Source organism: Mucilaginibacter terrenus, assembly GCF_003432065.1.
Classification (GTDB): Bacteria; Bacteroidota; Bacteroidia; order Sphingobacteriales; family Sphingobacteriaceae; genus Mucilaginibacter; species Mucilaginibacter terrenus.
Genome location: NZ_QWDE01000003.1, coordinates 317,887 through 341,743, shown reverse-complemented (window position 1 = coordinate 341,743; position 23,857 = coordinate 317,887). Strand labels below are relative to the sequence as shown.

General features: G+C 44.4%; 23 protein-coding genes and 1 pseudogene. 6 read left to right on the top strand and 18 right to left on the bottom strand.

Annotated features, from left to right (window positions below; translation table 11 throughout):
* The first annotated feature begins 82 nt into the window (after positions 1-82).
* Positions 83-3,673 (top strand): DNA polymerase III subunit alpha, encoded by a 3,591-nt coding sequence (dnaE, locus tag DYU05_RS16920; RefSeq protein WP_117384321.1) that lies wholly within the window; start codon positions 83-85, stop codon positions 3,671-3,673.
* On the opposite strand, the gene DYU05_RS16915 is transcribed toward dnaE, so the two are convergent.
* Positions 3,670-4,068, bottom strand: coding sequence for a winged helix-turn-helix transcriptional regulator (locus DYU05_RS16915; RefSeq protein WP_117384320.1), 399 nt, complete (start codon positions 4,066-4,068; stop codon positions 3,670-3,672). The genes dnaE and DYU05_RS16915 overlap by 4 nt on opposite strands.
* A gap of 131 nt (positions 4,069-4,199) precedes the next feature.
* On the opposite strand from DYU05_RS16915, the gene DYU05_RS16910 reads away from it, so the two are divergent.
* From DYU05_RS16910 to trxA, 3 genes are all read left to right on the top strand, one after another.
* Positions 4,200-4,955 (top strand): SDR family oxidoreductase, encoded by a 756-nt coding sequence (locus DYU05_RS16910; protein WP_117384319.1) that lies wholly within the window; start codon positions 4,200-4,202, stop codon positions 4,953-4,955.
* 161 nt (positions 4,956-5,116) lie between these two features.
* Positions 5,117-5,332, top strand: coding sequence for a hypothetical protein (locus DYU05_RS16905; protein WP_117384318.1), 216 nt, complete (start codon positions 5,117-5,119; stop codon positions 5,330-5,332).
* Positions 5,333-5,502: 170 nt separating this feature from the next.
* Positions 5,503-5,823, top strand: coding sequence for a thioredoxin (trxA, locus tag DYU05_RS16900; protein WP_117384317.1), 321 nt, complete (start codon positions 5,503-5,505; stop codon positions 5,821-5,823).
* A gap of 69 nt (positions 5,824-5,892) precedes the next feature.
* Here trxA and DYU05_RS16895 read toward each other — a convergent pair whose 3' ends face one another.
* The 7 genes and pseudogenes from DYU05_RS16895 to DYU05_RS16860 all read right to left on the bottom strand — a co-directional run bounded on the left by DYU05_RS16895 (position 5,893) and on the right by DYU05_RS16860 (position 14,035).
* Positions 5,893-6,591, bottom strand: coding sequence for a head GIN domain-containing protein (locus tag DYU05_RS16895; protein ID WP_117384316.1), 699 nt, complete (start codon positions 6,589-6,591; stop codon positions 5,893-5,895).
* A gap of 188 nt (positions 6,592-6,779) precedes the next feature.
* Positions 6,780-8,447, bottom strand: a complete 1,668-nt coding sequence (locus DYU05_RS16890) for a M1 family metallopeptidase (RefSeq protein ID WP_117384315.1) — start codon at positions 8,445-8,447, stop codon at positions 6,780-6,782.
* A gap of 19 nt (positions 8,448-8,466) precedes the next feature.
* A pseudogene (locus DYU05_RS21515) lies at positions 8,467-9,083 on the bottom strand (M949_RS01915 family surface polysaccharide biosynthesis protein).
* A gap of 44 nt (positions 9,084-9,127) precedes the next feature.
* Positions 9,128-10,993: a CocE/NonD family hydrolase gene (locus DYU05_RS16875; RefSeq protein WP_117384312.1), complete on the bottom strand. Its 1,866-nt coding sequence runs from the start codon at positions 10,991-10,993 to the stop codon at positions 9,128-9,130.
* A gap of 180 nt (positions 10,994-11,173) precedes the next feature.
* Entirely contained in the window at positions 11,174-11,713 is a 540-nt protein-coding gene (locus DYU05_RS16870) for an RNA polymerase sigma factor (RefSeq protein WP_117384311.1), read from the bottom strand.
* A gap of 272 nt (positions 11,714-11,985) precedes the next feature.
* Complete coding sequence (gene murB / locus DYU05_RS16865; RefSeq protein ID WP_117384310.1) at positions 11,986-13,005, bottom strand: UDP-N-acetylmuramate dehydrogenase; 1,020 nt, start codon at positions 13,003-13,005, stop codon at positions 11,986-11,988.
* A 49-nt stretch (positions 13,006-13,054) separates the two neighbouring features.
* Positions 13,055-14,035 (bottom strand): glycosyltransferase, encoded by a 981-nt coding sequence (locus DYU05_RS16860; protein WP_117384309.1) that lies wholly within the window; start codon positions 14,033-14,035, stop codon positions 13,055-13,057.
* 94 nt (positions 14,036-14,129) lie between these two features.
* On the opposite strand from DYU05_RS16860, the gene DYU05_RS16855 reads away from it, so the two are divergent.
* Complete coding sequence (locus DYU05_RS16855) at positions 14,130-14,768, top strand: hypothetical protein (RefSeq protein WP_117384308.1); 639 nt, start codon at positions 14,130-14,132, stop codon at positions 14,766-14,768.
* 28 nt (positions 14,769-14,796) lie between these two features.
* Here DYU05_RS16855 and DYU05_RS16850 read toward each other — a convergent pair whose 3' ends face one another.
* The 9 genes from DYU05_RS16850 to DYU05_RS16810 form a co-directional block, all read right to left on the bottom strand.
* Positions 14,797-15,237 (bottom strand): sterol desaturase family protein, encoded by a 441-nt coding sequence (locus DYU05_RS16850; protein ID WP_117384307.1) that lies wholly within the window; start codon positions 15,235-15,237, stop codon positions 14,797-14,799.
* Between the two features lie 63 nt (positions 15,238-15,300).
* Entirely contained in the window at positions 15,301-16,704 is a 1,404-nt protein-coding gene (lpdA, locus tag DYU05_RS16845; protein ID WP_117384306.1) for a dihydrolipoyl dehydrogenase, read from the bottom strand.
* A gap of 75 nt (positions 16,705-16,779) precedes the next feature.
* Positions 16,780-17,205 (bottom strand): VOC family protein, encoded by a 426-nt coding sequence (locus DYU05_RS16840; protein ID WP_117384305.1) that lies wholly within the window; start codon positions 17,203-17,205, stop codon positions 16,780-16,782.
* A 75-nt stretch (positions 17,206-17,280) separates the two neighbouring features.
* The gene (locus DYU05_RS16835; RefSeq protein ID WP_117384304.1) at positions 17,281-17,781 is read right to left on the bottom strand and encodes an SRPBCC family protein; all 501 of its coding nucleotides are present in this window, start codon (positions 17,779-17,781) and stop codon (positions 17,281-17,283) included.
* Positions 17,774-18,097 carry an ArsR/SmtB family transcription factor gene (locus tag DYU05_RS16830; protein ID WP_117384303.1) on the bottom strand — a complete coding sequence of 108 codons (324 nt, stop codon included), beginning with the start codon at positions 18,095-18,097 and terminating at the stop codon, positions 17,774-17,776. Before DYU05_RS16830 ends, DYU05_RS16835 begins: the two co-directional genes overlap by 8 nt.
* Before the next feature lie 189 nt (positions 18,098-18,286).
* Positions 18,287-18,523, bottom strand: coding sequence for a cytochrome b5 domain-containing protein (locus DYU05_RS16825; protein WP_117384302.1), 237 nt, complete (start codon positions 18,521-18,523; stop codon positions 18,287-18,289).
* On the bottom strand, positions 18,520-19,197 hold the full coding sequence (locus DYU05_RS16820) for a lycopene cyclase domain-containing protein (protein ID WP_117384301.1): 678 nt from the start codon (positions 19,195-19,197) through the stop codon (positions 18,520-18,522). The genes DYU05_RS16825 and DYU05_RS16820 overlap by 4 nt, the downstream gene beginning before the upstream one ends.
* A gap of 2 nt (positions 19,198-19,199) precedes the next feature.
* The gene (locus tag DYU05_RS16815) at positions 19,200-19,781 is read right to left on the bottom strand and encodes a hypothetical protein (RefSeq protein ID WP_117384300.1); all 582 of its coding nucleotides are present in this window, start codon (positions 19,779-19,781) and stop codon (positions 19,200-19,202) included.
* The gene (locus DYU05_RS16810) at positions 19,782-20,615 is read right to left on the bottom strand and encodes a phytoene/squalene synthase family protein (RefSeq protein ID WP_117384299.1); all 834 of its coding nucleotides are present in this window, start codon (positions 20,613-20,615) and stop codon (positions 19,782-19,784) included.
* Between the two features lie 79 nt (positions 20,616-20,694).
* Between DYU05_RS16810 and DYU05_RS16805 the strand changes: the two genes are divergently transcribed.
* Complete coding sequence (locus tag DYU05_RS16805) at positions 20,695-22,179, top strand: phytoene desaturase family protein (RefSeq protein WP_117384298.1); 1,485 nt, start codon at positions 20,695-20,697, stop codon at positions 22,177-22,179.
* Positions 22,180-22,605: 426 nt separating this feature from the next.
* Here DYU05_RS16805 and ilvA read toward each other — a convergent pair whose 3' ends face one another.
* Positions 22,606-23,856: a threonine ammonia-lyase IlvA gene (ilvA, locus tag DYU05_RS16800; RefSeq protein WP_117384297.1), complete on the bottom strand. Its 1,251-nt coding sequence runs from the start codon at positions 23,854-23,856 to the stop codon at positions 22,606-22,608.
* Between the last annotated feature and the right edge of the window lies 1 nt (position 23,857).

Here is a 23,857-nt window from a genome sequence, read left to right as displayed (position 1 = left end):
ATAATATTATCCTGGCTTGCTTCGCCGCTTTGCCTTTTTTGGTAATTTTGTATCTCACCGGATTAGTTGAAAGAGATAGCCCATGCCCGAATTTTCGCACCTGCACGTACACACCCAATTCTCCTTGCTCGACGGCGCCGCCGATATATCCAAACTGTATAAAAAAGCAGCAAAGGATGGAATGAAAGCGCTTGCCATTACCGACCATGGTAACATGTTTGGTGTGTTTAAATTTGTTGCAGAAGCGGGTAAGCATAACGTGAAACCTATTGTTGGCTGCGAGTTTTACGTGGTAAACGACAGGCACGTTAAACAATTCACCAAAGAGAAAAAAGACAAGCGTTACCACCAGCTTCTACTGGCTAAGAACCCCGAAGGGTACAAGAACCTGGTTAAACTTTGCTCGTTGGGCTACATGGAGGGCTTGTACAGCAAGTGGCCGCGAATTGATAAGGAGCTCATTCTTAAATACCATAAAGGCCTTATTGCTACTACCTGCTGCATAGGAGCATCGGTACCGCAGGCTATCCTGCGCGACGGCGAAGAAGCTGCCGAGGCGGAATTTAAATGGTGGCTGGATATTTTTGGCGAGGACTACTACATTGAGGTACAGCGTCATGAGATACCCGAGCAGGAGATCATCAACAACGTATTGCTAAAGTTTGCCAAAAAATACGGCGTGAAGGTTATCTGCTCCAACGATTCCCACTACGTGGATCAGCAGGACTCTAACGCGCACGACATTTTGCTTTGCGTAAACACCGGCGATATGCAAAGCACCCCGATAGCTACTGACGAGGAAGGTGGCAAAGGGTACCGGTTTGGCTTCCCTAACGACCAGTTTTACTTTAAGTCGCAGGAAGAAATGGGCAAGCTGTTCCATGATATTCCCGAATCATTAGATAATACCAACGAGATAGTTGACAAGGTAGAAACGCTTAAGCTGAAGCGCGACATCCTGCTGCCCAACTATGTTATTCCCGAAGAATTTAAAATACACAGTGACCTTACTCCCGATGCCGACACGCTAAACCAGTGGGAGTACTTGAAGCACCTCACCTTTATGGGGGCGAAGGAGCGCTATAAAGATATAAGCCCTGAAGCCGAAGAGCGCATAAACTTTGAGCTCTTCACTATCCGTACTATGGGGTTTGCGGGTTACTTCCTTATTGTAGCCGACTTTATAAAAGCCGGGCGAGATATGGGTGTGTTTATCGGTCCCGGCCGTGGTTCTGCAGCGGGGTCGGTAGTTGCTTACTGTACCGGCATCACCAATATAGATCCGCTTAAGTATAACCTCCTGTTCGAACGTTTCCTCAACCCGGATCGTAAGAGTATGCCCGATATTGATACGGACTTTGATGACGCCGGCCGACAGAAGGTGATAGATTACGTGGTAGATAAATATGGCAAGAACCAGGTAGCACAGATCATAACCTACGGCTCCATGGCTGCCCGTACCAGTATACAGGACGTAGGCCGGGTACTTGATATGCCGCTTTCGGACGTGAACGCGCTGAAGAAGCTGGTGCCGGAAACGCTTGGTATCAACCTTAAAACTGCTATAGAGCAGGTGCCGGAGTTGCAGCAGATATACAAATCTGAAGACCTTAAAGGGGTAGTGCTTCGCGAAGCCGAAAAGCTGGAGGGATCTGTACGTAATACCGGTGTACACGCTGCTGGTATAATTATAGCGCCCTATGACCTTACCGAGATTGTTCCGGTTGCTACGGCAAAGGACTCCGACTTGTTGGTAACCCAGTATGATGGCCGGGTGATTGAAGACGCAGGTGTTATAAAGATGGACTTTCTGGGGTTAAAGACCCTTACCATTATCAAGGACGCCTTGCGGATGATCAAGCATAATCATGATGTTGAAATCGACATAGATTACATCCCGCTGGATGACCAGGAAACCTATGAGCTTTACCAGCGCGGCGATACCAATGGTACGTTCCAGTTTGAAAGTGACGGTATGCAAATGTACCTGCGCGATCTTAAGCCGGATAAGTTTGAGGACCTTATTGCCATGAACGCCCTTTATCGCCCGGGTCCAATAGAGTACATACCAAACTTTATTAAGCGTAAGCACGGGCAGGAACCTATTGTTTTTGACCTGGACGATATGGAGGAGTACCTGGGCGAGACCTACGGTATTACCGTGTACCAGGAACAGGTGATGCTTTTATCGCAAAAACTGGCAGGCTTTAGTAAAGGCGATGCCGACGTGTTGCGTAAGGCAATGGGTAAAAAGCAGATTGAGGTGCTTAATAAAATGGAGGCGCAGTTTATGGACGGCGCTATGGCAAAAGGGCACCCTAAAGATAAGCTTACCAAAATATGGAACGACTGGAAAGCGTTCGCCCAGTACGCGTTCAATAAATCGCACTCTACCTGTTACGCGTTTGTTGCGTATCAAACCGCATACTTAAAAGCGCATTACCCCGCTGAGTACATGGCTGCGGTATTGAATAACCAGAATAACATGGAAAAGATAACCTTCTTTATGGAAGAATGTCGGCGCATGGGGGTTGAAGTTTTGGGCCCAGATATCAATGAGAGTGAAATGTCATTCACGGCGAGTAAGCGTGGGGTTATCCGCTTTGGAATGGCTGGGGTAAAAGGCGTAGGCGAGAAGGCGGTGGAGAGCATTATTGAAGAGCGTAATGCCAACGGTCCCTATAAAACTGTTTACGATTTCGCTCAGCGATCTAACACCCGGTCAGTTAACCGCAAGGCTTACGAGAACCTGGTGATGGGTGGGGCGTTTGATGGTTTTGGATTAAACCGTGCCCAGTTCTTCGCTAAAACGGAGAATGGATTGCTTACCGGTGTAGAACGACTGATAAAATACAGCAATGATTATCAGAATACGCAAAGCAGCTCACAATCTTCGCTTTTTGGTGGATCGGTTGCATCCTATATCCCCGAACCAACTTTGCCGACAGCAGAGGAGTGGCCGCTGATTGAAAAGCTGAAGTACGAAAAAGATGTTATCGGTATTTATCTTACCGGCCACCCGCTTGATAACTATAAGCTGGAGCTGGACAAATTTTGCAATACCACGGTTAGTGAGCTAAAGAATATTCAAAAAGCCAAATCTGGAGAGGGAGGCGAAGAAGCTGTAAATATATTGGCAAACCTGCGTAAGCGGGGTGAGATATGTGTGGGCGGCTTAGTATCCAGTGTTCAACATAAGATGACCAAGATGGGCAAGCCTTTTGGCACCTTTGTGTTGGAAGACTATAACGAGTCTTACGAGTTTGCTTTTTTTGGTGAGGACTACGTTAAATTCCGCAACCTCATGGTAGAAGGCTACTTCCTGCATGTAAAAGGCACCATTGAAGAAAAGTTCCGCCAGAAAGATAACTGGGATTTAAGGGTAGCTACCATGAGCCTGCTATCAGAGATGCGGGATAAGTTTACCAAATCATTAACGGTTTGCCTGGATGTACGGGCACTAAGCGATGGGTTGATGAACAACTTGTTGGAAGTGATCAATAATAACAATCAACGCTATCCGTCAAGGAATTGCCAGCTTAAGTTTAAGATAATGGATGGAGAAGAGTCGATGTCGGTAAACTTGTCATCAAAGCAATTCAAGGTAAGCCCAAGTGATGACCTTATGGCTGACATCCTGAGTTTGACGAATACCCCGGCAATGCTGAATTAATTGTTTATTACATCTACAGCGTCTTTAATATTTACATAGCAGCTGGCATCTTCTTTAATAATAGTACCAGTTTGTGCAGTAAGGAAGTGACTGCCCCATTTTTCGAGGGCGTAAAAGATATCAGACAACTCGGCGCCGAGGTCAGTAAAAGTGTATTCTACACGTGGTGGTACTTCAGGGTATACTTTGCGGGCCACAATACCGTCCTCTTCCAGCTCACGAAGCTGCTGGGACAACATTTTCTCGGTCATGCCGTCTATGTTGCGGTTTATTTCGCTATAACGCCTAGGGCCAGTTAACAACTGATTAAGTATCTTCAGTTTCCATTTACCGCTAATCACAGCAAGTGCGGCTGCCATGCTGCAGGTGTAATCAGTCTGTCTTTGTTTTGTCATCTTGTAAACGGCCGAAATGTGTTTGGGGTAAAAGGACCCATAACCTACTTTTTAGTGCGTGGCGCACCAAATGGTGCATTCTTGACACGCCCTGCTTTGCACAGTACATTTGATCTATCAAAACAAAGATAATGAAAAAGTTAGCGAACAAAACAGCAGTAATAACAGGCGGTAACAGCGGTATAGGCCTGGCCACAGCAAAGGAATTTATAAACCAGGGTGCAACGGTAATAATTACCGGCCGTAATCGTAAAGCGGTAGACGAGGCCGTTGCTGACCTTGGAGAGAACGCTTACGGCGTAATAGCAGATAGTGGTAGCATAGCATCTATTAACACCTTACGCGAGCAGATAAAAGCCATTAGCCAGAAAATAGATATCGTATTTATCAATGCCGGAGTAGGTAAATTCAATTCGGTTGAGCAGATGAGCGAAGAGATGTTTGACGAAATTATGGACATCAACTTCAAAGGCGCTTATTTCAGCCTTCAGCAAATATTACCGCTTGTGAATGATGGTGGTTCAATTGTATTCAACACTTCTATAAATGCGCACATCGGCATGGCAGGTGCCAGCGTTTACGCTGCAAGTAAAGCCGCACTGCTTTCACTTACAAAAAACTTGGCCATAGAGCTGCTGCCGCGTAAAATAAGGGTAAACTCTGTTAGTCCGGGGCCGGTGGGTACACCATTCCACAGCACTGATAAACTTGGTCTTACCGACGAGCAGCTACAACAAATGGGAGAGGGTATCATTAAACAAGTACCTATTGGCCGTTTCGGTACAATGGAAGAATTGGCGAAAATTGTTACGTTCTTCGCCTCTGATGATTCCACCTTTCTGCTTGGTTCAGAATTAATAGCTGACGGCGGAATGTACAATTTGTAATATCCTTAGTTTGACGAATACCCCGGTAATGCTGAATTAAGAAGTGCAACTATCTTATTAGTATTGCGTGTTGTTTTTTGCGGCGGTGCCAGTAAAAACAAAGAGCTATTGTTGGGTTGCTAAGTATTGTAATTCCCCACCCAATAATAGCTACACCTTCAATGCCGGTTATACACTTTACATCCGGCGGAATGCTGTACAGGAAACAAAATGTTGCGATTATGGGAAGTAAGATCCCCAAGAAAAAGCTGGCTATTGTAGCTATACGTAAACGGGTTTTCGAGTTGGATTTTACACTTTTTATCGACCATGCTATTTGTATGGCCGGTGCCACAAAGAGTAAGATTAACGTAATCGCTCCCATAGCTTTTTCTTGACAAGTTTATCTTTATACGTTTTCAACACAAAAAGTAACCCTGCTAAGTCAATCTTTAAGTCAATGTGTTAGGTGTGGATAATCTCATTGTCACATTGTCATGCAGCTACTTGTGGCAAGCTATTTGAATAGTATATATTTGTACACGAAAAAATTTAAATAAAAAATATCATGGCTTTAGAAATAACTGATGCAAACTTCGAAGAACTTGTCCTTAAATCAGACAAGCCAGTACTTGTTGATTTTTGGGCAGAGTGGTGCGGTCCTTGTCGTATGGTAGGCCCGGTAGTAGAAGATATTGCTAAAGAATACGAAGGCAAAGCCCTTGTAGGTAAAGTAAACGTAGATAATAACCCAGGTATATCAATGAAATACGGAATCCGTAACATCCCTGCTTTGTTATTTTTCAAAGACGGCGAGATTGTTGACAAACAAATCGGTGCTGTACCAAAATCAGTACTTGCAGACAAGTTGGTTAAGCAATTAGCATAACCCACATAAAATAAAAAGAAAGGCCCTTCGAAATTTCGAAGGGCCTTTCTTTTTATAGCTAAAAAGCTGTTACATACGGCTTACACTGCCACTTCCAGCTTTTGAGCTGTTAATATTCTTTACAGAACCGGTGTAGTGTACATCACCGCTTCCAACTACAGAGGCATCTAACTTTTCAGATACATTTACCCGTGCATCGCCGCTGCCGGCAACTTTTACCGATGTATTTTTAGTTACCAGGTTCTGACCAGTATAATCGCCGCTACCAACTACACTTACTGATGATACATCAGCGCTGCCGCTTACGGTAATGTCACCACTGCCGGCTATGCTGCTCTCCAGGTTACTAACGTCAAGTTTACCGGTAATGTCACCAGAGCCACTTAGCCTGATTTTTAAGTTGTTAGCACGGATGCCTTCTTTAAAGAACACATCTCCGGAGCCTGCCAATGTAATATTATTTATATCTTTTATCGACACATAAACAACCACCTTCTTATTGTGCCAGCTCCAATTGTTGTTCTCGTCACGCTTAGTGTATATTTTTAAAGTGCCGCCTTCAACTTCGGTTACAATGCGACCGATGATATCTGAAGGCGCATCTACCTTAACTGATTCAGTAGAGCCCTGAGTGATATAAACATCAAATGATCCGCCTACGTTAACTCCGTTGAAGCCAGACAGATGACGATCTTCGGTATTGGCCATTGCAAGGCCGTTTACAGCAACCAACGCGGCTGCCAGTATTAGTTTTTTTATTGATCTCATGGTTTTAGTGTTGTTTGATGTATTAGACGCCGGCTACATACAATTAGTTGCACCCCCGGCTAAAATATATTTGAACAAGCTAATATCCGGAGAGTTATACGCCTGTCCGAAACCTGCAGAAACCACACTAAAAAAGCACGACCCGTAAAATGGGGATCTTACGGGTCGTGTTTATCAAAATATAGCAGTTATTCCACCAATGTGCCGATATAGAAGTTGAAAGTATCCACTTCAATATTGTCTTTAGTGGCTCCATCAAGATCGACAGGGGTGAAGCGCGTGCGCGGCTTAATAAACTTGTACTCGCCGCCTTTAACGCGTACGCGCACCGGCATGTTAAATGTATCAACGTCTGCTATCCAGCGGGCGGTGAGCTTGCCTTGTAAGGTCATGAACTCAAGTATTGGCAGCTTAGGGTGCTTCAGGTACTGCTCAAATACAGGCGTTAGATTGATGCCGCTTTCCTGGTTTATGTAGTTGACAATTTGGTCGTAAGTAACGGTTTGATGGTAAAAAGTTTTGTTAAGCCCCCGAAGGATGCCGCGCCATTTTTCGTCATCATTGATAATGGTGCGGATCATGTTGAGCATGTTGCCACCCTTGTAGTACATGTCGCCACTGCCTTCTTTATTAACGCCGTAAGCTCCGAGGATAGGCGCATCGTTCTGGATGTTCATGCGCGTGCCGTGCACGTATTCCTGCCCGGCAGGCTTACCGTAAAACGTCTCAATAAACAACGATTCGCTATAGTTGGTAAAGCTTTCGTGTATCCACATATCGGCGAGATCTTTACTGGTGATGTTGTTGCCAAACCACTCGTGGCCGCTCTCGTGCACTACAATAAAATCCCATTTCATTCCCCAGCCGGTTCCGGATAGGTCGCGCCCCAAGTAACCATTGCGGTAATGGTTACCGTAAGCGGTGCCGCTTTGGTGCTCCATACCCAGGTGAGGTGTTTCTATCAACTTGTAGCCGTCCTCATAAAAAGGGTAAGGCCCAAACCAATACTCAAAAGATTTCAGCATTCTTGGCGCATCCAGGCCCCATTGTTTCTTAGCTTTCTCCAGGTTGTAGCTAAGCGGCCAAAAGTCCATTGTAAGCTTTCCTTTTTCCCCCTGGTAAACACTGGAATAATGTGCATAGTCGCCAATATTAGCTTCAATGTTGTAGTTGTTTATGGGTTGTGAAACAAACCAGTCGAACCGAGAAGAGCCGTCTTTTAACTTGGTTACTTTACGCAGGCGACCGTTTGATACATCCTTCAACTCAGCGGGAGCTGTTATACTGATGAGTGCGCTGTCAACTTCATCATCCTGCACATCTTTGGTAGGCCACCATACACTGGCACCCATACCCTGGCAGGCAGTTGCAACCTGCGGCTTGCCAAGCGAATCGATTGCCCATTGTATACCGCCGTCCCAGGGGGCGCGTTTAGCAACCACCGGATTGCCTGAATAGTACACGGTAAACTGTTCTTTACTGCCCTTACTTACCGTTTGTGGAAAGGTTATAAAAACGGCGTTGAACTCCCGGGTAAATGGCAACTCTTTTCCTTTATACACCACCTTCTCCAGCTTAAGATTGTTCCAAAGATCAAACTGCAGTTTGGTAAAGTCACTCACTGCTGTAAATTTGAACAATACGTTGCCACTGATGAATTTGTTCGGGATATCAAACTTAATATCCAGGTGATAATAGTTAATGTCGTAACAGGTACGCAGTGGTGTAGTAAGCGATCCCCTCAACGTGTCGGCTCGGGTAAACACTTCTTTTTTCGTGCCGAGCTGGGCATGGGCCGTAAAGTTGATACCAGCAATTAAAAGGGCCAGCGCAGCTACTATATTCTTAATTTTCATTCTTATTGATGTACTATTTTCAATTCGATAATAAATTCTTTTTCCAAAGAGTAGCAGCATATTTCGCAAATACCAGCGGACCAGTTTTGAAGGCCTCGTCTGTAGTGTATGCGCCGCCTTCATAAATTTTTTCGCCCACTTTAATTTTGTTGGTACCCCTGACGGCATATTTCTTGCCGCCCTCATACATGATGATTTTCATATCGCTCGGGCTTACATCGCCGCGGCAGGCGGTTTTGTACATCAGCCATACTTCAGCAATGTTGTCCTTGTCCAGATCAGTAACTGAAAAGCTTCCGGGAACGTAGTTTGCACTAATGTCTACCGGGCATTCATTACAAAGTCTTGTACTTTCCAATCAAGATGATAAGCACCTTTGTTTAAAGTATAGCCATAAGCGTATAAAGCAGCCTCCCGGTAGCTTTCCTCACCTGATTTGGCCTGCTTTTCTCCTGTTTCTGTGGTTATCACTAAATGTCGGCCAGCTTCATCTGTAAAGTTTACGGCATTTATAACATGGCCTGAATACTTGATGGAAGCAGGTATAGCATTTTTACTGATAACAGTTGTTTTTACCTGTGCAGATAATGTTTGCAAAAATAGTAGTGTTATTAATGAACAGAGTATTTTTGACATGGCAGGTGTTTTAACCCTCCCCTTTAGGGGAGGGTTAGACAAGTTTACTTCAACACCTCCACATCAATAAAGCTATCGTTGTAAACGGTTTCTGTTGCTTTAATGTAGTCGCTTTCAGCAGCTTTGTACGGGTTGTCAACAAACTTCTGTGGGTTACGGGCAAACAGAGGGAACGCGGTGCTTTGTACCTGTATCATAATACGGTGTCCCTTTTTAAAGGTATGCAGCACATCCTGCAGCCGGAAGTTAACATCCGTTTTTTGGTTAGCGACCAAGGCTTCAGGTTTTTCGAAGCTTTTTCGGAAACGCGCCGGCATTATCTCGCTACGTACCATTTGCTGGTAGTTGCTCAGGATAATACTCTTATTAGGCATGTAGGGGTTGTTAGGCTCATTTGGCGGATATACGTCTATAAGCTTTACGAAGAAATCTGCATCAGTGGTTGTGCTGGCAATTTTAAGATTAGCCATGATCTCGCCGCCGAGGGTCATGTCCTCCGTTAATACGTCTGTTTGGTACACTAATACATCGGGTCGGCGACCGGCAAAACGCTGGTCCTCACTCATATAATTGTGCGGAGTAAAGCCCATGGTGGTGCTGTTGTCCTCAGTATACGGTACTGGTTTTAAAGGATCACTTACATAGCTTACCGATCCTTGTGCTGCAGGGGCGGTGCTGGCCAGTTTGCCATCATTGTTTAAATAGAACTTTACGTGTGCAGCGGCAGGAGAGGGCCATTTGTCAAATGTTTTCCATTCCTTACTGCCGGTATTAAACATATATGCTTCGGGCAGGCCGCTATTTTTATCGCCATTGCCTTTCAGGAAGTGGTTAAAGAATTTTTGTTCGATGTTGGTTTGGTAGAAAGTAGCAATGCTATCGCCAAAGTACACATTGCTGTGCATGGTGTGCCCGGTTTCGCGCGACCAGCGACCATGACCGAAAGGACCCATTACAATGGTGTTATAAGCACTCGGATCTTTCTTCTCGATGGTTTTATAAATAGCCAGAGGCCCTGTAAGGTCCTCTGCATCAAACCAGCCGCCTACCAGCATTACTGCAGGCTTAACTTTGTTATAGTGTTTCAATAAGCCGCGTTTCTGCCAAAACTCATCATAGCTGGGATGATTAATGGTTTCCTGCCAGTAAAAATTGTCTTTATAGTATTTATCTGCATTGCTCAACGGGCCCATATCCAGCAGGAATTGGTATCCGTCTTTGGTACCCGCGTTGAACATCTGGCTGGTGTACCATGCTTTGCTTGTGGTATCTTTCTTTTGTACACCAAATACAGGGTAAGTAAAGAAATAGCTTTCAAGCAACGCGCCATTATGGTGAAAATCATCAAAGAAGAAATCTGATATAGGAGCCTGTGGCGATGATGCTTTTAGAGCAGGGTGGTTGCTTAGGATGCCTGCCGCAGTGTAAAAGCCCGGATAGCTAATACCCCACTGGCCAACCCGGCCGTTGTTAAACTGAACGTTTTTTACCAACCAGTCGATAGTGTCGTAAGTGTCAGATCCTTCATCAACATCGGTTTTGCCTTTCTTGTTATCTATAACCGGGGTCATGTTGGTCCAGGTGCCTTCGCTTTTGTACCGACCGCGTACATCCTGGTAAACAAAAATGTAACCCTCGTTCATCATGTATTTTGATGGCCCCAGAGAACCCGGGTATTTACCCTCGCCATAAGGCGCAATGCTGTAGCAGGTACGCTGCATCATCATTGGGTACTTTGTTTTCGCCGAAGCGTCTTTTGGCGTGTAGATAGATGTAAAGAGTTTGACACCATCGCGCATGGTGATATACACGTCCTTTTTAGTGTAATGTTCCTGCACCCAGCTGCTTTGCGCAAAAGTGCTGCTGTATACGCCGACTATTAATAAAAGTAATGAGAAGAGTTTTTTCATTTCGCTGCGATGTTGATTAACGAGCGTAATTTAAAAATTATATCAGCAATATGCCAATGGCGTATAAAGCTGTTACAAACAGGGTAGAATGTAGCTATAAGCGGATAGAAAATAGGCAGGTGTAAAACAAAGAAACCCGCCGTAGGGCGGGTTCTTTATATATATGTTGAGTTTATTTGCTTATTCGTTTTCTGCGTAAACCGGCTTTGCAACACCGTTGTCATAAGCTTTCAAATTTTTCTTAAGCAGCTTGCGTGCAACGTGGATACGGGTTTTTACAGTACCAATAGGGATAGTTAAGTGGTCTGCAATCTCATGATATTTGTGGCCTTCAAAATACATTGTAAACGGCACGTAGTAATCAGATGGCAAGCGGTCCAGCGCTCTTTTAATATCATCCATCACAAACTTTGATTCGCCTTGATTTTTAGTTGAACTGAAAACAAGGTTTGGAGAAGAGATCTCGTCGCTCTTGGTAACAAAAGTGCTCATTTTAACAAAACGGCGGTAGTTGTTTATGAAGGTGTTCTTCATAATGGTATACAACCAGCCTTTCAGGTTTGTGCCTTCTTTAAACTTATTGTAATAAGTGATGGCTTTCAACATTGTATCCTGAACAAGGTCGTTTGCGTCGTCGGCGTCATGTGTGAAGTGTAAGGCATAAGACCTTAATGAACTTGCTTGACGTAATACCAGGGTGTTAAACTCAATCTTTGTCATTCTGTTAATGTTTTGTATTAAGTTTTATTCAAACATGATACCATTATGCCAACCGTGTACAATAAGATGAACAAGCTACTGCTTGTTAGGGATTGAGTTCTTGCAAAAGAAAAGCTTGTGGCTGCGGCGTAAGTGACTGATAAACAGGTTTAAAAATGCTTAACAAGCGACAAATAAATCTTTTTTGGAGAAATTGAATTTGTTTTAAAAAAGATGCAATTTAATGCATTATGACACAGGTATTTAGTTAAATATCTTTCAGGGTAAAGTTATTAACTAATAATATTGACTTCGCGTTGTAGCGTAACGCCAAATTTAGTGTACACACTGTCTATGATTTGCGACGAAAGGTTGTACACTTCGTTGCCTGTGGCTCCGCCGTGGTTAACCAGCACAAGGGCTTGGTTCTTCCAGGTGCCTGTATGCCCAACTGTTTTACCCTTCCATCCGCACTGTTCTATTAACCAGCCAGCAGCAAGTTTAACCTGTCCGTCACCTGCTGGAAAATTTACGATATTCGGAAATTTTTGCTGAATCGGACCGAAAGCCTCCGCGCTGATCACCGGGTTTTTAAAAAAGCTGCCTGCGTTACCAATGGTAGACGGATCCGGCAGTTTAGAAACCCGAATGTGCGATACTACCTGGGATACATCTTTAAGTGTTGGCGAAATGATGCCGCGAGCTGCCAACTCCTGCTCGATAGCACCATACTTTAGGTTGAGGTTTGGTATGAGGGAAAGCCCGAACTTAACGGAAGTAATAATGAATTGCCCAGCCAACTCACCCTTAAAAACACTTTCGCGATAACCGAACTTGCATTCTTTCTTAGTAAAGTTGCGAAACTCGCCTGTTGATAGCTCGAATGCAGTGCAGCTCTCAAATATATCTTTTAACTCTATTCCATATGCGCCAATATTTTGGATAGGGGATGCGCCCACCGAACCAGGAATAAGACTGAGGTTTTCCATTCCGGCAAAGCCATGATCTACGCAGTAGTTAACGAGGTCATTCCAAACCTCGCCTGCGCCGGCTTCAACAACAACATCATCATGGCTGATGCGGTGTTCAATACCACGAATGTTCAGGCGGATAACAATGCCATCAAAGTTGTTTACTAAAAGCATATTGCTGCCACCGCCCATAACCAGGCGCGGAACTGTATGCCATTGCGGGTCGGCAAAAAGCTCTGTAAGTTCTTCAGGGTGGCTTATCTCTGCAAAGTAGCGGGCGCTTGCCTCTATACCAAAGGTGTTGAAATTTTTTAGCGAGACGTTTTCCTGTATTTGCAGCATGGGCCGAATTTCGGAAAAATATAAGATATGGCAATGCCTTAGCCTACAATCAATCTACCCAGGGCAAAAACTTTGGCGGATTTTGTTCCTGCAAAACAGGATTGTTTTTATTTATTGTAGCACCATGTGCTACTGCCTCATAAAGCTTCAGGTACTCATTGGCCATTTTGGTGATGTTAAAGTTGTCCATAACGTACTGATGGCAACGTTGCCTGTTGTAACTGTCTGCGTTCTTCATTGCCTCTGCAAGTTCGTGTTTGCTGTTCGAAAGGAAACCAACATCCGAAGGCACCAACTCCGGCAGCGAGCCGTAAGGCGTGCCGAAAACCGGGCAGCCAAAATACAGGCTCTCGGTAATAGCAATACCAAAAGGTTCGTTCCAGCGCACGGGGTAGATAAGGCCTTTGGAATTGTTCATCAAGGCAGCTTTTTGTTGGTCATCCACCATACCTTTAAAGCTGACATTTAGATTTGGTGTGAATCTGAAGCCCATTTTGATATTTAGCCGTGTCCCGCCCAATACAACCAGTTTGTTTTTGCTTATAGTGGCAACATCAATAGCTCCTTTCACGTTCTTGACCCGCCAGGCTGCCTTTGCCAAAAAATGGAAATAGTTGCGCTTGCCTTTAAGATCGGGTATAGGATAATCAGCACTATCTAAGCCATTATAAACAAATGCAGTTGCACCGTGCCGTGCGGCGTGATTGCCGGATACAAATACCGAGTTTCTGTCAAGCGGGTGCCCGCCGGGATTATCGTTCACCGTGACTATGTACGGCTTTTTGGTAAATCCCTGCACCTGGAACTGGAAGTGCACAACGTCTACATCATCTGGTATCTGGCTGTTTATGTCTGCTGCCGGGTTGTAGGTAAGTACTTTGGCGAAAGAACATAGCGAACCGGCTCCCACCAGGTAAGTAACTTTATGCCCCAATCTCACCAGTTCGCGGCCCAGCCACCACACCATACGTTCGGTGCCTCCATACTTTGTAGCAGGGATGCGGGTGTTGTTTATCAGGAGGATATTCATGGCAGTAAAGGTAGTTTTCGCACAAATAAAAAAGCAGATAAATGGATGTTCAGGCCAATATTTTGTTAGTTTACTACTCTAAACAGTATTAGTAATGAAAGAAGAGTACTGGCCAATTGGTGCCATATTGCTTTTCCACTTCGGAAGGATTATAAATAACTATTATCTTAAATGGAAATACCGGCAGGTGGATAAAGAGATTGCTGATATTAATTATGATACTTATTTAGACCTGCGAGAACAAACCTTTGCTTTAACTCCGACAGATCTTGGAGTTATGTTTCCAACCAACACAGAAACGGCTTTCGGAATAATCATGGAAATGCATACCGGAACTGCAATACAATCGATTGTAGCTTTTAGCACTGGTGAAGTTTGGCTTTATAACAGCATAAACCCGCGTAAACATGTCTCTGATAAAGAAAACAGCAGCTTAACAACAACAGCCCTTGCTGCAATCACTGCAGCACAATACCATTATGCACGAATGCGAAGGAATAATAAAGGCGAGTTACTACCGGGTCACATTAAATTTCATATTTTGACTAACCATGACGTTTATTCAGCAGATGACCCGATTGACGCGTTTCTGGACAATTCATCACAATGGGAAGAACTATTTAACAATGCCTCTGCTATAATTGAAGAGTGGAACAATATCAGTAAAAGCAATCCTATAAAGCGCGTGTACCCTAAATTTAAAATAAACAGGACAAGGCCCGCTAATCTTTAAAATGCCTGTACCATTATTAAAATGGCCTTTACTGCTTAAACCACTTTTTACCAACCACCAATAACCCGAACTCCTCTGAAGGGTTCTTTTCTGTTGATTTGTGATGGATCTTATGCGCCCGCCGAATGGCTGACAAGTAACGGTTATTGCTTTTAAATGCCTTAAAGCGGTTGTGGATGAACCAGTCGTGAAAGATGAAGTAGATAGTGCCATAGGTGCTAATGCCGGCACCGATCCAGAAACGGTAATCGAGGCTTACGTGGCCCACCCACATCAGCCACAAAGCAAGGACGGCAAAGCCGATGCTAAAAAGATCATTAAGCTCAAACCAGCCGTGGCGCTGCTGATGGTGTGTCTTGTGTATGAACCAGAGCGGCCCATGAAAAAAATACTTATGCATAGCCCACGACGCCAGCTCCATTATTGAAATGGTAAGAAGCACAATAGCTATGTTGATGATTACTTGCATGGTATTAGCGGCAGTTGCAGTAGCAGTTAACTTGCTGCTACTGCAACTATTTACTGCTGCTTTTTAAATATGTATCGCCCTGTTTTCAGTTGCTGCCAAACAAGCTTCCCTCATGGCTTCTGTATAGGTAGGGTGGGCATGGCTTGCGCGGGTAACATCCTCTGCCGACGCGCGGAACTCCATGGCAACAACGGCTTCAGCTATCATGTCGGCAGCGCGTGGACCTATCATATGTACGCCTAATATCTCATCAGTAGTAGCATCTGCAAGTACCTTTACAAAACCGTCAAGATCACCGCTGGCGCGTGCACGACCGCTTGCTTTAAACGGAAATGAGCCCACTTTGTATTTGGCACCTTGTTCTTTCAACTGCTCTTCGGTAAAGCCTACGGCAGCAACTTCCGGCCAGGTATATACTACACCAGGTATAAGGTTGTAGTTAATGTGCGGCTTTTGACCCGCGATAATCTCTGCCACAAAAGTGCCTTCGTCTTCTGCCTTGTGGGCAAGCATGGCACCTTTTATAACATCGCCAATGGCATACACACCTTTAACGCTGGTTTCCAAGTGCTCGTCGACGGTAATCTTCCGTCCACGCTCTTCAACGGTAAGGCCGATGTTTTCAAGACCTAAGCCGTCGGTATAAGCAACACGGCCTACGGCTACCATGCAATAATCGCCTTTAAGCTCTTGTTTTTCACCTTTGGCGTTGTCAAAAGTAACGGTTACTTCATCACCTTCAACAGTAGCTCCAGTTACCTTGTGGTTAAGGTAAAACTCCATCCCTTGTTTTTTAAGCACCTTTAGCAATTCGCGGCCAAGTGCTTTATCCATGGTTGGGATAATACCATCCATAAACTCTATAACAGATACCTTAGCACCTAAACGTGCGTAAACAGAGCCAAGTTCCAGGCCTATAACACCACCACCGATAAGTATAAGGTGTTTAGGTACCTCTGGTAAGCTCAAGGCTTCTGTAGAGGTTATAATCCTTTGTTTATCAATCTTAAGAAAAGGCAGGCTGCTGGGTTTTGAGCCGGTAGCTATAATTACCTTTTCGGTTGTAAGTTCTGCTTTGGTGCCGTCGGTTTTTGTAACAACAATGGTGTTTTTATCTTTAAAAGAACCGACGCCTGTGTGTACGTCTATCTTGTTCTTCTTCATTAAAAAGCTGATGCCGCTTGTGTTGGCATTTACAACTTCCTGCTTGCGGGCAACCATGCGTCCGAAATCAAAAGCAAGGTTATCCAGCTTAATGCCATGATCGCTAAAAGCGTGTGCCGCGTTATGGTAGTGCTCAGATGAATCGAGCAGGGCCTTTGAAGGAATACAGCCCACATTAAGGCAAGTGCCGCCAAGTGTGCTGTATTTCTCAATAATGGCAGTTTTCATACCTAATTGCGCGCAGCGAATAGCCGCAACGTACCCGCCCGGGCCCGAACCTATAACGATAACATCATATTGCATAGTAGTATACTTAATTGAGCGCCAAAGTTAAGTATTATACTTTACAGTAATTCACAGTTATAGCACACACTTTTTCTATTTGGCGTCAAATTCTACTATCCATTCAATGCCATATTTGTCTCTGAACATTCCGGCGTATGTACCCCATGGACTATCGCCAATTGGCCCTTCAACTTCTCCACCTGCTGATAACCCGTTAAATATCCTGTCAGCCTCTTCACGGCTTTCTGTACTCAAGGCTATTTTAGAACGGTTTTCATTTTCATTAACCCGCCCCATAAACTCCGGAACATCATTGGCTAATAACACGTTGTGGTTACCAATGGGCAGGGCAATGTGCATTATCTTATTTGCTTCGCTTTCGGGTATTTGAAACTCCGGACTGGATAGTTCTTTAAAGCGGACGATCTTTGTAAACTCTCCGCCAAAAACAGATTTGTAAAAAGTAAATGCTTCTTCGGCATTGCCGTTAAAGTTGATCCATGGATTGATTGTCCTCATAATTTTGATTTAAATGGTTAATGTTTCGCTTACTCTTTATCGGTTTTCAGCATTCCCGTTAGTGATTGATAGTATTTAAGATTCTTGCGATAAGCTTGTCAGCAATTCTTCCAGGTTTTTAAGCGTCATAGTGAAACCTATCTTGAAGCCTTCCAGTAGTTTTTCCAGTCGCTCAAACGATTCGTTGTAAATGGTAATATTTACTTTAGTTATGCTGTCTTGTTCGCTAAAGTTGTAGTCCCAGTCAGAACCCGGCAGCTCGCGATTTTCGTCTTTATCTGAAAATGCATTGTACATCTTGAAATTGGTTTTGGGCGTGATAGATGTAAACTCCTGAACCGCCCAACGCTCCACACCATCGGGACTAATCATAGCGTAAAACCTCCGGCCTCCTTCTTTGAAATCCATATACTTGGTTTTAGCACGCATAGGTGCAGGCGCGCCCCATTGGTCCAGCAACTCGGCTTTTGTGAAGGCATCCCACACCAGGGATAATCCGGCATTAAATTCGCGGGTTATGTAAACAGTTTTAGCCGCTTTGTCAACGTTGAAATCAAATAGCAAATCGTTATTCATTATTCTGTTCTTTAATTGTTTGTAATAGGTTATCGAGTTGATTGAATTGAGTTTCCCAGTTCTGTCTGAATTGAGCTAACCAGTGGTCAAATTCCTGCATTTTCTTAGCATTAAAGTGGTAGTAAATTTCCCGGCCGCGCTGTTGCGGTTTAATTAGTTCGCATTCGTGCAGTACTTTGATGTGTTTGGATACTGCCTGACGGGTCATGTCAAACTTTTCTGCCATTGCATTTGGAGTGAGTGCTTGTATAGCAATCAACGTTAAAATAGCTCTGCGTGTAGGATCGGCTATGGCCTGAAAGATGTCTTGTTTCATTTCGCAGTTTAATGTGCAACTTGTGAGTTGCAAATATATATGCAACTTTTTAGTTGCGCAAATTTATTTGCACATTTTTCACTTAGTCAAGTAGATTAAAGCTAAAAGGATAGTTTTAGCTGGCGATAGCAGCAGCTATTTCTAAGAGATGTAAAAAATTTAGCTAGTCATTGCTGCAATTACTACAGATCACATCAACACGCCTACAGCTGGAAATTTTTCGAAGACAGCTGCAGTGTGTGGTGCATCGGCAAGTTCTTCGGTAAGGTCCTGCCCGGCCCAATGCTCATAATGTTTCCCGTTGCGCCAAAGCCGGCTTTCGGTAACGTCGTATATAGTGCCTTTGAAGGCTACCCATATTTGTGGCTTGTCCTGCCCGTTTCGCAGCGCTAGTTGAGACCTGGTATAGGTGGGGAGTTCTGTCATGCGGTTTTACGCTTTCTAAAATACTCCAGAAAAGCTACGTTCATCATTAGCAGTGCCATGCTATAAAAGTGATCTTCGAAAGGTATGGTGTAAACGCGAACCCCCATGTTCTGCGCATTATTGTAGAGTACAACCGGTAAGGAGGTGAGGATTCCGTTTACGATATAAAAGGGTAATAACGACACCAGAAAGGCTAGATAAAACCTGCCCAGCCATTCGGCTTTAACTACATAAACCAGTATTAGCAGCAATATAGCCAGCAAGCCAAATGTAACAACGGTATACAAGCGTGTGTAATTAACGGCAAGCAATGCAACGGAAAGACCAATCATTACATTTGAAAGTTGCCGTGCGAAAGCGTTGCTGATCTGCCATTTTACGTAGTAGTTGAGGCACGCGTAAATGAAAATACAAGAGAAGGGGACCGTAAGGAAAAACAGTATTTCCTCCAAAGGCAGTCCAAAGAATTTTATACCAACTATATAATTTGGATTAAAGCTCCATACACCGTAAATGGTAAAAAGTACATCCCAGAACAGGAACACCAAGCCAGTTATTAACAAGCCTTGCCACAGGTACTTCCAGCTTTTATAAAACGCGACACGCTTGTCAAAAGACAATGCTATAGGGAATACAATGGTAAGAAAGTTGATAAGTAGATAAGTATATTTCATGCTTATAGGGCAGCCAAATGCTGTGTGAGCTGGTGTTGTTCTGCCGTAGTGCAGCGTTTGGAGTCCAGCAAGAACCGGATAATTGTTTTCACCAGGGGCTTATCAGCCGCAGCGTAGTTACTTTTATTAAGCTGATGAATGATCTCCTGGCGGTCGGCAGTAAGGTTTTTGTTGTACCCTAAAAAGCCGGGTACGTTGTGTTCTATTGAAAAACGCATAAACCTGATCTCGATGTTATGTGGATCGTTACCGATAGCGGTTTTAAATGTACGTTCCGAGTTATTGAGGTATTTAATTTTAAGATATGGGTTCCAGGCGTGTTTAGCTTTTATTGCTTCAAGTGTGCCTATATACCCCGTAACAAGCGATGAGGGTCCCTTGATAGCAACAAGGCTTTTATAAAGAGAATCTGTAGTCTTTTTACTTTCCAGCGCGCTTACAAGTAACTTACGTATGGTATGCAGGTTATAGTCGGGCGTATCATCCAATTTTGCTGATGGCTTACTAAACGCAGATACAGCTATTAGCATCACAATGCCAAATAGCCATCCTTTGTATCTCGATATCTGCAACAAAGCATCCATTTAAATCATGTTCATTTTACGGTGCAGCAAAGCTTTAAAATAAAGCCCCATCTTAACGCTGTCAGACACGCGGACCCGTTTCTGCTGTATTACATGAGCGGGTATACGGCGAATCTTTTTAAATAGCTGCAAGTAATATACATAAGCTACGTACACCCCTAAACGGCTGCCTTGTGGCAGCAGCTTTATTCCTTCTAACGCGTCATCAAAGTCCTTTTTGATGTCCGCTTCTATGAGGCTTTTTTCGACAGAGGTAAAGTTAGTAAAATCTACCCCCGGGAAGTAAGTTCGACCCCGTTCTTCATAGTCTGACTTGATATCTCTTAAAAAGTTTATTTTCTGGAATGCTGCGCCAAGGCTTCTTGCTTTTGGCACTAGCTGATTATAAAGCTCCGTATTATTTTCACTGAATACCCTTAAACACATTAAACCAACTACTTCTGCTGAGCCGTAAATATAAACTTGGTAACCACCATTGTCGTATGTGGTTTTATCAAGGTCCATTTTCATGGAGTTGAGAAAAGCCTCAATTAGCTCATGGTCAATACCGTAATGATTAACCACCTGCTGAAAAGCCTGCAAAATCGGGTTGGTGCTGATGCCAGCTCTAATAGCTTTAAAAGTTTCTTCTGTAAAGTCGTCTATTAACTGACGTTGGTCGTGGTCAAAAAAGGTATCTACAATTTCATCTGCGTAACGAACAAAGCCGTATATGGCGTAAACAGGGTACTGAAAGCGCTTTTCAAATGCTCTTATGCCGAGACTAAAAGAAGTACTGTACTTTTCGGTGATAAGTTTGCTGCATTCAAAACACGTTTCGTCAAATAAATTCATAAGCTATGTTCCCAAAAGTACAAAATGATATTGTGAATGTTTTTTATCTCCTTACAACTATTTAAGTAATTTGCCGCGGATGGATACTAAACATGTAGTAGTTATTGGTGCCGGATTTGCCGGATTAGCATCGGCTTGCATACTGGCTAAAGAAGGTTACAAAGTAACTGTGCTGGAAAAGAACGACCAGCCAGGTGGCCGCGCGCGGGTGTGGGAGAAAGATGGCTTTAAGTTTGACATGGGCCCGAGCTGGTATTGGATGCCAGATGTGTTTGAGAACTTTTTCGCGCTATTTGGTAAAAAGCCAGCTGATTTTTACAATCTGAAACGCCTGGATCCCGGTTATCGCATTTACTACAGTAAAGACGAGGTACTGGATGTGCCTGCCGATATGCAGCAACTAGAGCAGCTATTCGATTCCATTGACCCCGGCAGCAGCAAGGGGCTGCAGACCTTTATGGAACAAGCCGCTTATAAGTACAAAGTCGGAATGGGAGAGTATGTGTTCCGTCCGTCGCATTCCATAACTGAGTTTATCGATCTCAACCTTATCCGTAAAAGCATGAGCATGCAGCTGCTTACCAGCATGAGCAGCCATGTGAGGCAATATTTCAAAGATTCGAAGCTGGTAAAGATGCTGGAGTTCCCGGTGCTGTTTCTGGGTGCAACGCCTAAGGATACACCAGCCATGTACAGCATGATGAACTATGCCGACCTGGCACTCGGTACCTGGTACCCAATGGGTGGGATGAATGAAATTGTAAGGGCGATGGTTAGCGTTGCTGAAAGTTATGGCGTAGACATCCGCCTGAATACGGAAGTAACAAAGATAGAGGTGGCCGATAAGCAGGTAAGCAGCATACAAACCAACAACGGCATATTTACTGCGGACTTTGTAATAACCGGTGCGGATTATGAACATGCCGACCAGCACCTGCTGGACAAGCCGCACCGCAACTACTCCGAAAAGTATTGGGACAAGCGCACCATGTCGCCATCCAGTCTGTTGTTTTACATTGGCACCAACAAAAAGCTGAATGGAATAGAGCACCACAACCTCTTTTTTGACGAGGATTTTGAGCAGCATGCCCGCGAGATATACAAAGACCCGCAATGGCCTACAAAGCCGCTTTTTTATGTATGCTGCACATCTAAAACCGATCCTGCGGCCGCGCCTGAGGGTTGCGAAAATATCTTCTTCCTGATGCCTATAGCACCGGGGTTAGAAGATAACGAGGCCACCCGCGAGAAGTATTTTAACCTGATGATTGACCGATTTGAGCAGGTAACAGGGGAGAGCATCCGCGAGAGTATCATACTTAAACGGAGTTATGCACTGGATGACTTTAAAGCAGACTATCACTCCTATAAAGGCAATGCTTACGGCTTGGCAAATACGCTGGCCCAGACAGCTTTCTTTAAACCATCTATGCGGGCAAAGCATGTAAAAAATATGCTGTACACCGGTCAGCTTACAGTACCTGGCCCTGGCGTACCACCGGCTTTAATATCGGGGCAGATAGCCGCTAAAGAGGCCATGAAGATGATGACCGAAAAGTCCTGAAGTGTTCAAAAGTGTTCAGCTTTTTTTGTGCCGGTGCCAATTTGAACACTTTTGAACGGCCTATATAAATCTCATAAAAAACTGCTTCAATAACACCAATTAAGCTGTTTTTTGCTGAATTTCTATTCAGCATTCTTCAAAAACCACACTTAAATTGCGGGCTATTTTAAATTAAATTTGCAAGTAGCTCCTAAATAACAGGTGAAAAAGCGCATGTTCTGTTTGTTCGTCATTGCGAGGTACGAAGCACTCTCCTGATAGAAAGGTCTCCGCAAGCATGTCGGGAGATTGCCACGCTATCGCTCGCAATGACGATTTGTTGTATCACCGTCTTTGTCCTTAGCGAAGAGAGAGTCGACGGCAACACTAAAAGCAAAAAGGCCGCCCATAGGCAGCCTTAAAATCTTATACAGCCGTTAAGCTGCTTTATACCAAATACTCAAACAACGTTTGGTCGCGGTTGATTTCTATCACCTCAAACCGGTGTTCTTCCATACGCTGGAGCAGGGCAGGATAGTCTTCCGCGTTCTTCAGCTCTATGCCAACCAGAGCGGGGCCGTTCTCTTTTGCTGTTTTCTTGATGAACTCGAAACGGGTGATGTCATCGCCGGGGCCTAACACGTTGGTTACAAATAGTTTTAAAGCACCCGGCCTTTGCGGGAACCGAACGATAAAATAATGCTTCAGGCCTTCATATAGCAGCGATTTTTCTTTTATCTCGGCCATACGCTCTATATCATTATTTCCGCCACTTACTACGCACACCACCGTTTTGCCTTTTATCTGTTCGCGTACGCTATCCAGCGCGGTTACTGATAAGGCGCCTGCCGGTTCAACCACGATAGCATCTTCGTTATACAGCTTTAATATGGTGGTGCAAACCTTACCCTCGGGTACGGTCAGCATGTCATCTAACACCTCGCGGCAGATACGGAAAGTTTTCTCGCCCACACGCTTTACGGCCGCGCCGTCTACAAAACGGTCTATCTGGCCAAGTGTTACCGGCTCACCTTTTTCAATAGCGGTCCACATAGATGGTGCGCCATCCGGCTCAACACCTATCAGCAAAATATTTTCTTTCTGTTGTTTAAGGTAGGTACCCAGGCCGGCTGCTAAACCACCGCCGCCAACAGGTACTATCACCGCCTCTACTTCGGGCAGGTCTTCCAATATCTCTACACCTACCGTGCCTTGTCCTTCTATCACCTGTTCGTTATCAAATGGCGGTATAAAGGTCATGTTGTGTGCTTCAGTATAAGCAAGCGCTTCGCGCAGGCAATCGTCAAAAGTATCGCCAACCAACACCAGTTCTACGTTGCCGTTACCAAACATTTCTGTTTGTTTCACTTTTTGCTTGGGGGTGATCTCCGGCATGAATATTACGCCTTTAGTCCCCAGCTTTTTGCATGAATAAGCAACACCCTGCGCATGGTTGCCGGCGCTGGCGCAAACCACGCCGCGGCTCAGCTGCTCGGTGTTAAGCCTGCTTATCATGTTATAAGCACCCCGCAGCTTGTACGAACGCACTATCTGCAGGTCCTCACGTTTCAGGTAAATCTCGCACTCGTACTTGTCCGAAAGGCGCTCATTATATTCAAGCGGGGTATGTTTTACAACTCCTTTTAACCTCTCGTATGCGGCATCAAAATCCAGCTGGCTTTGCGTTACAGTATCCATA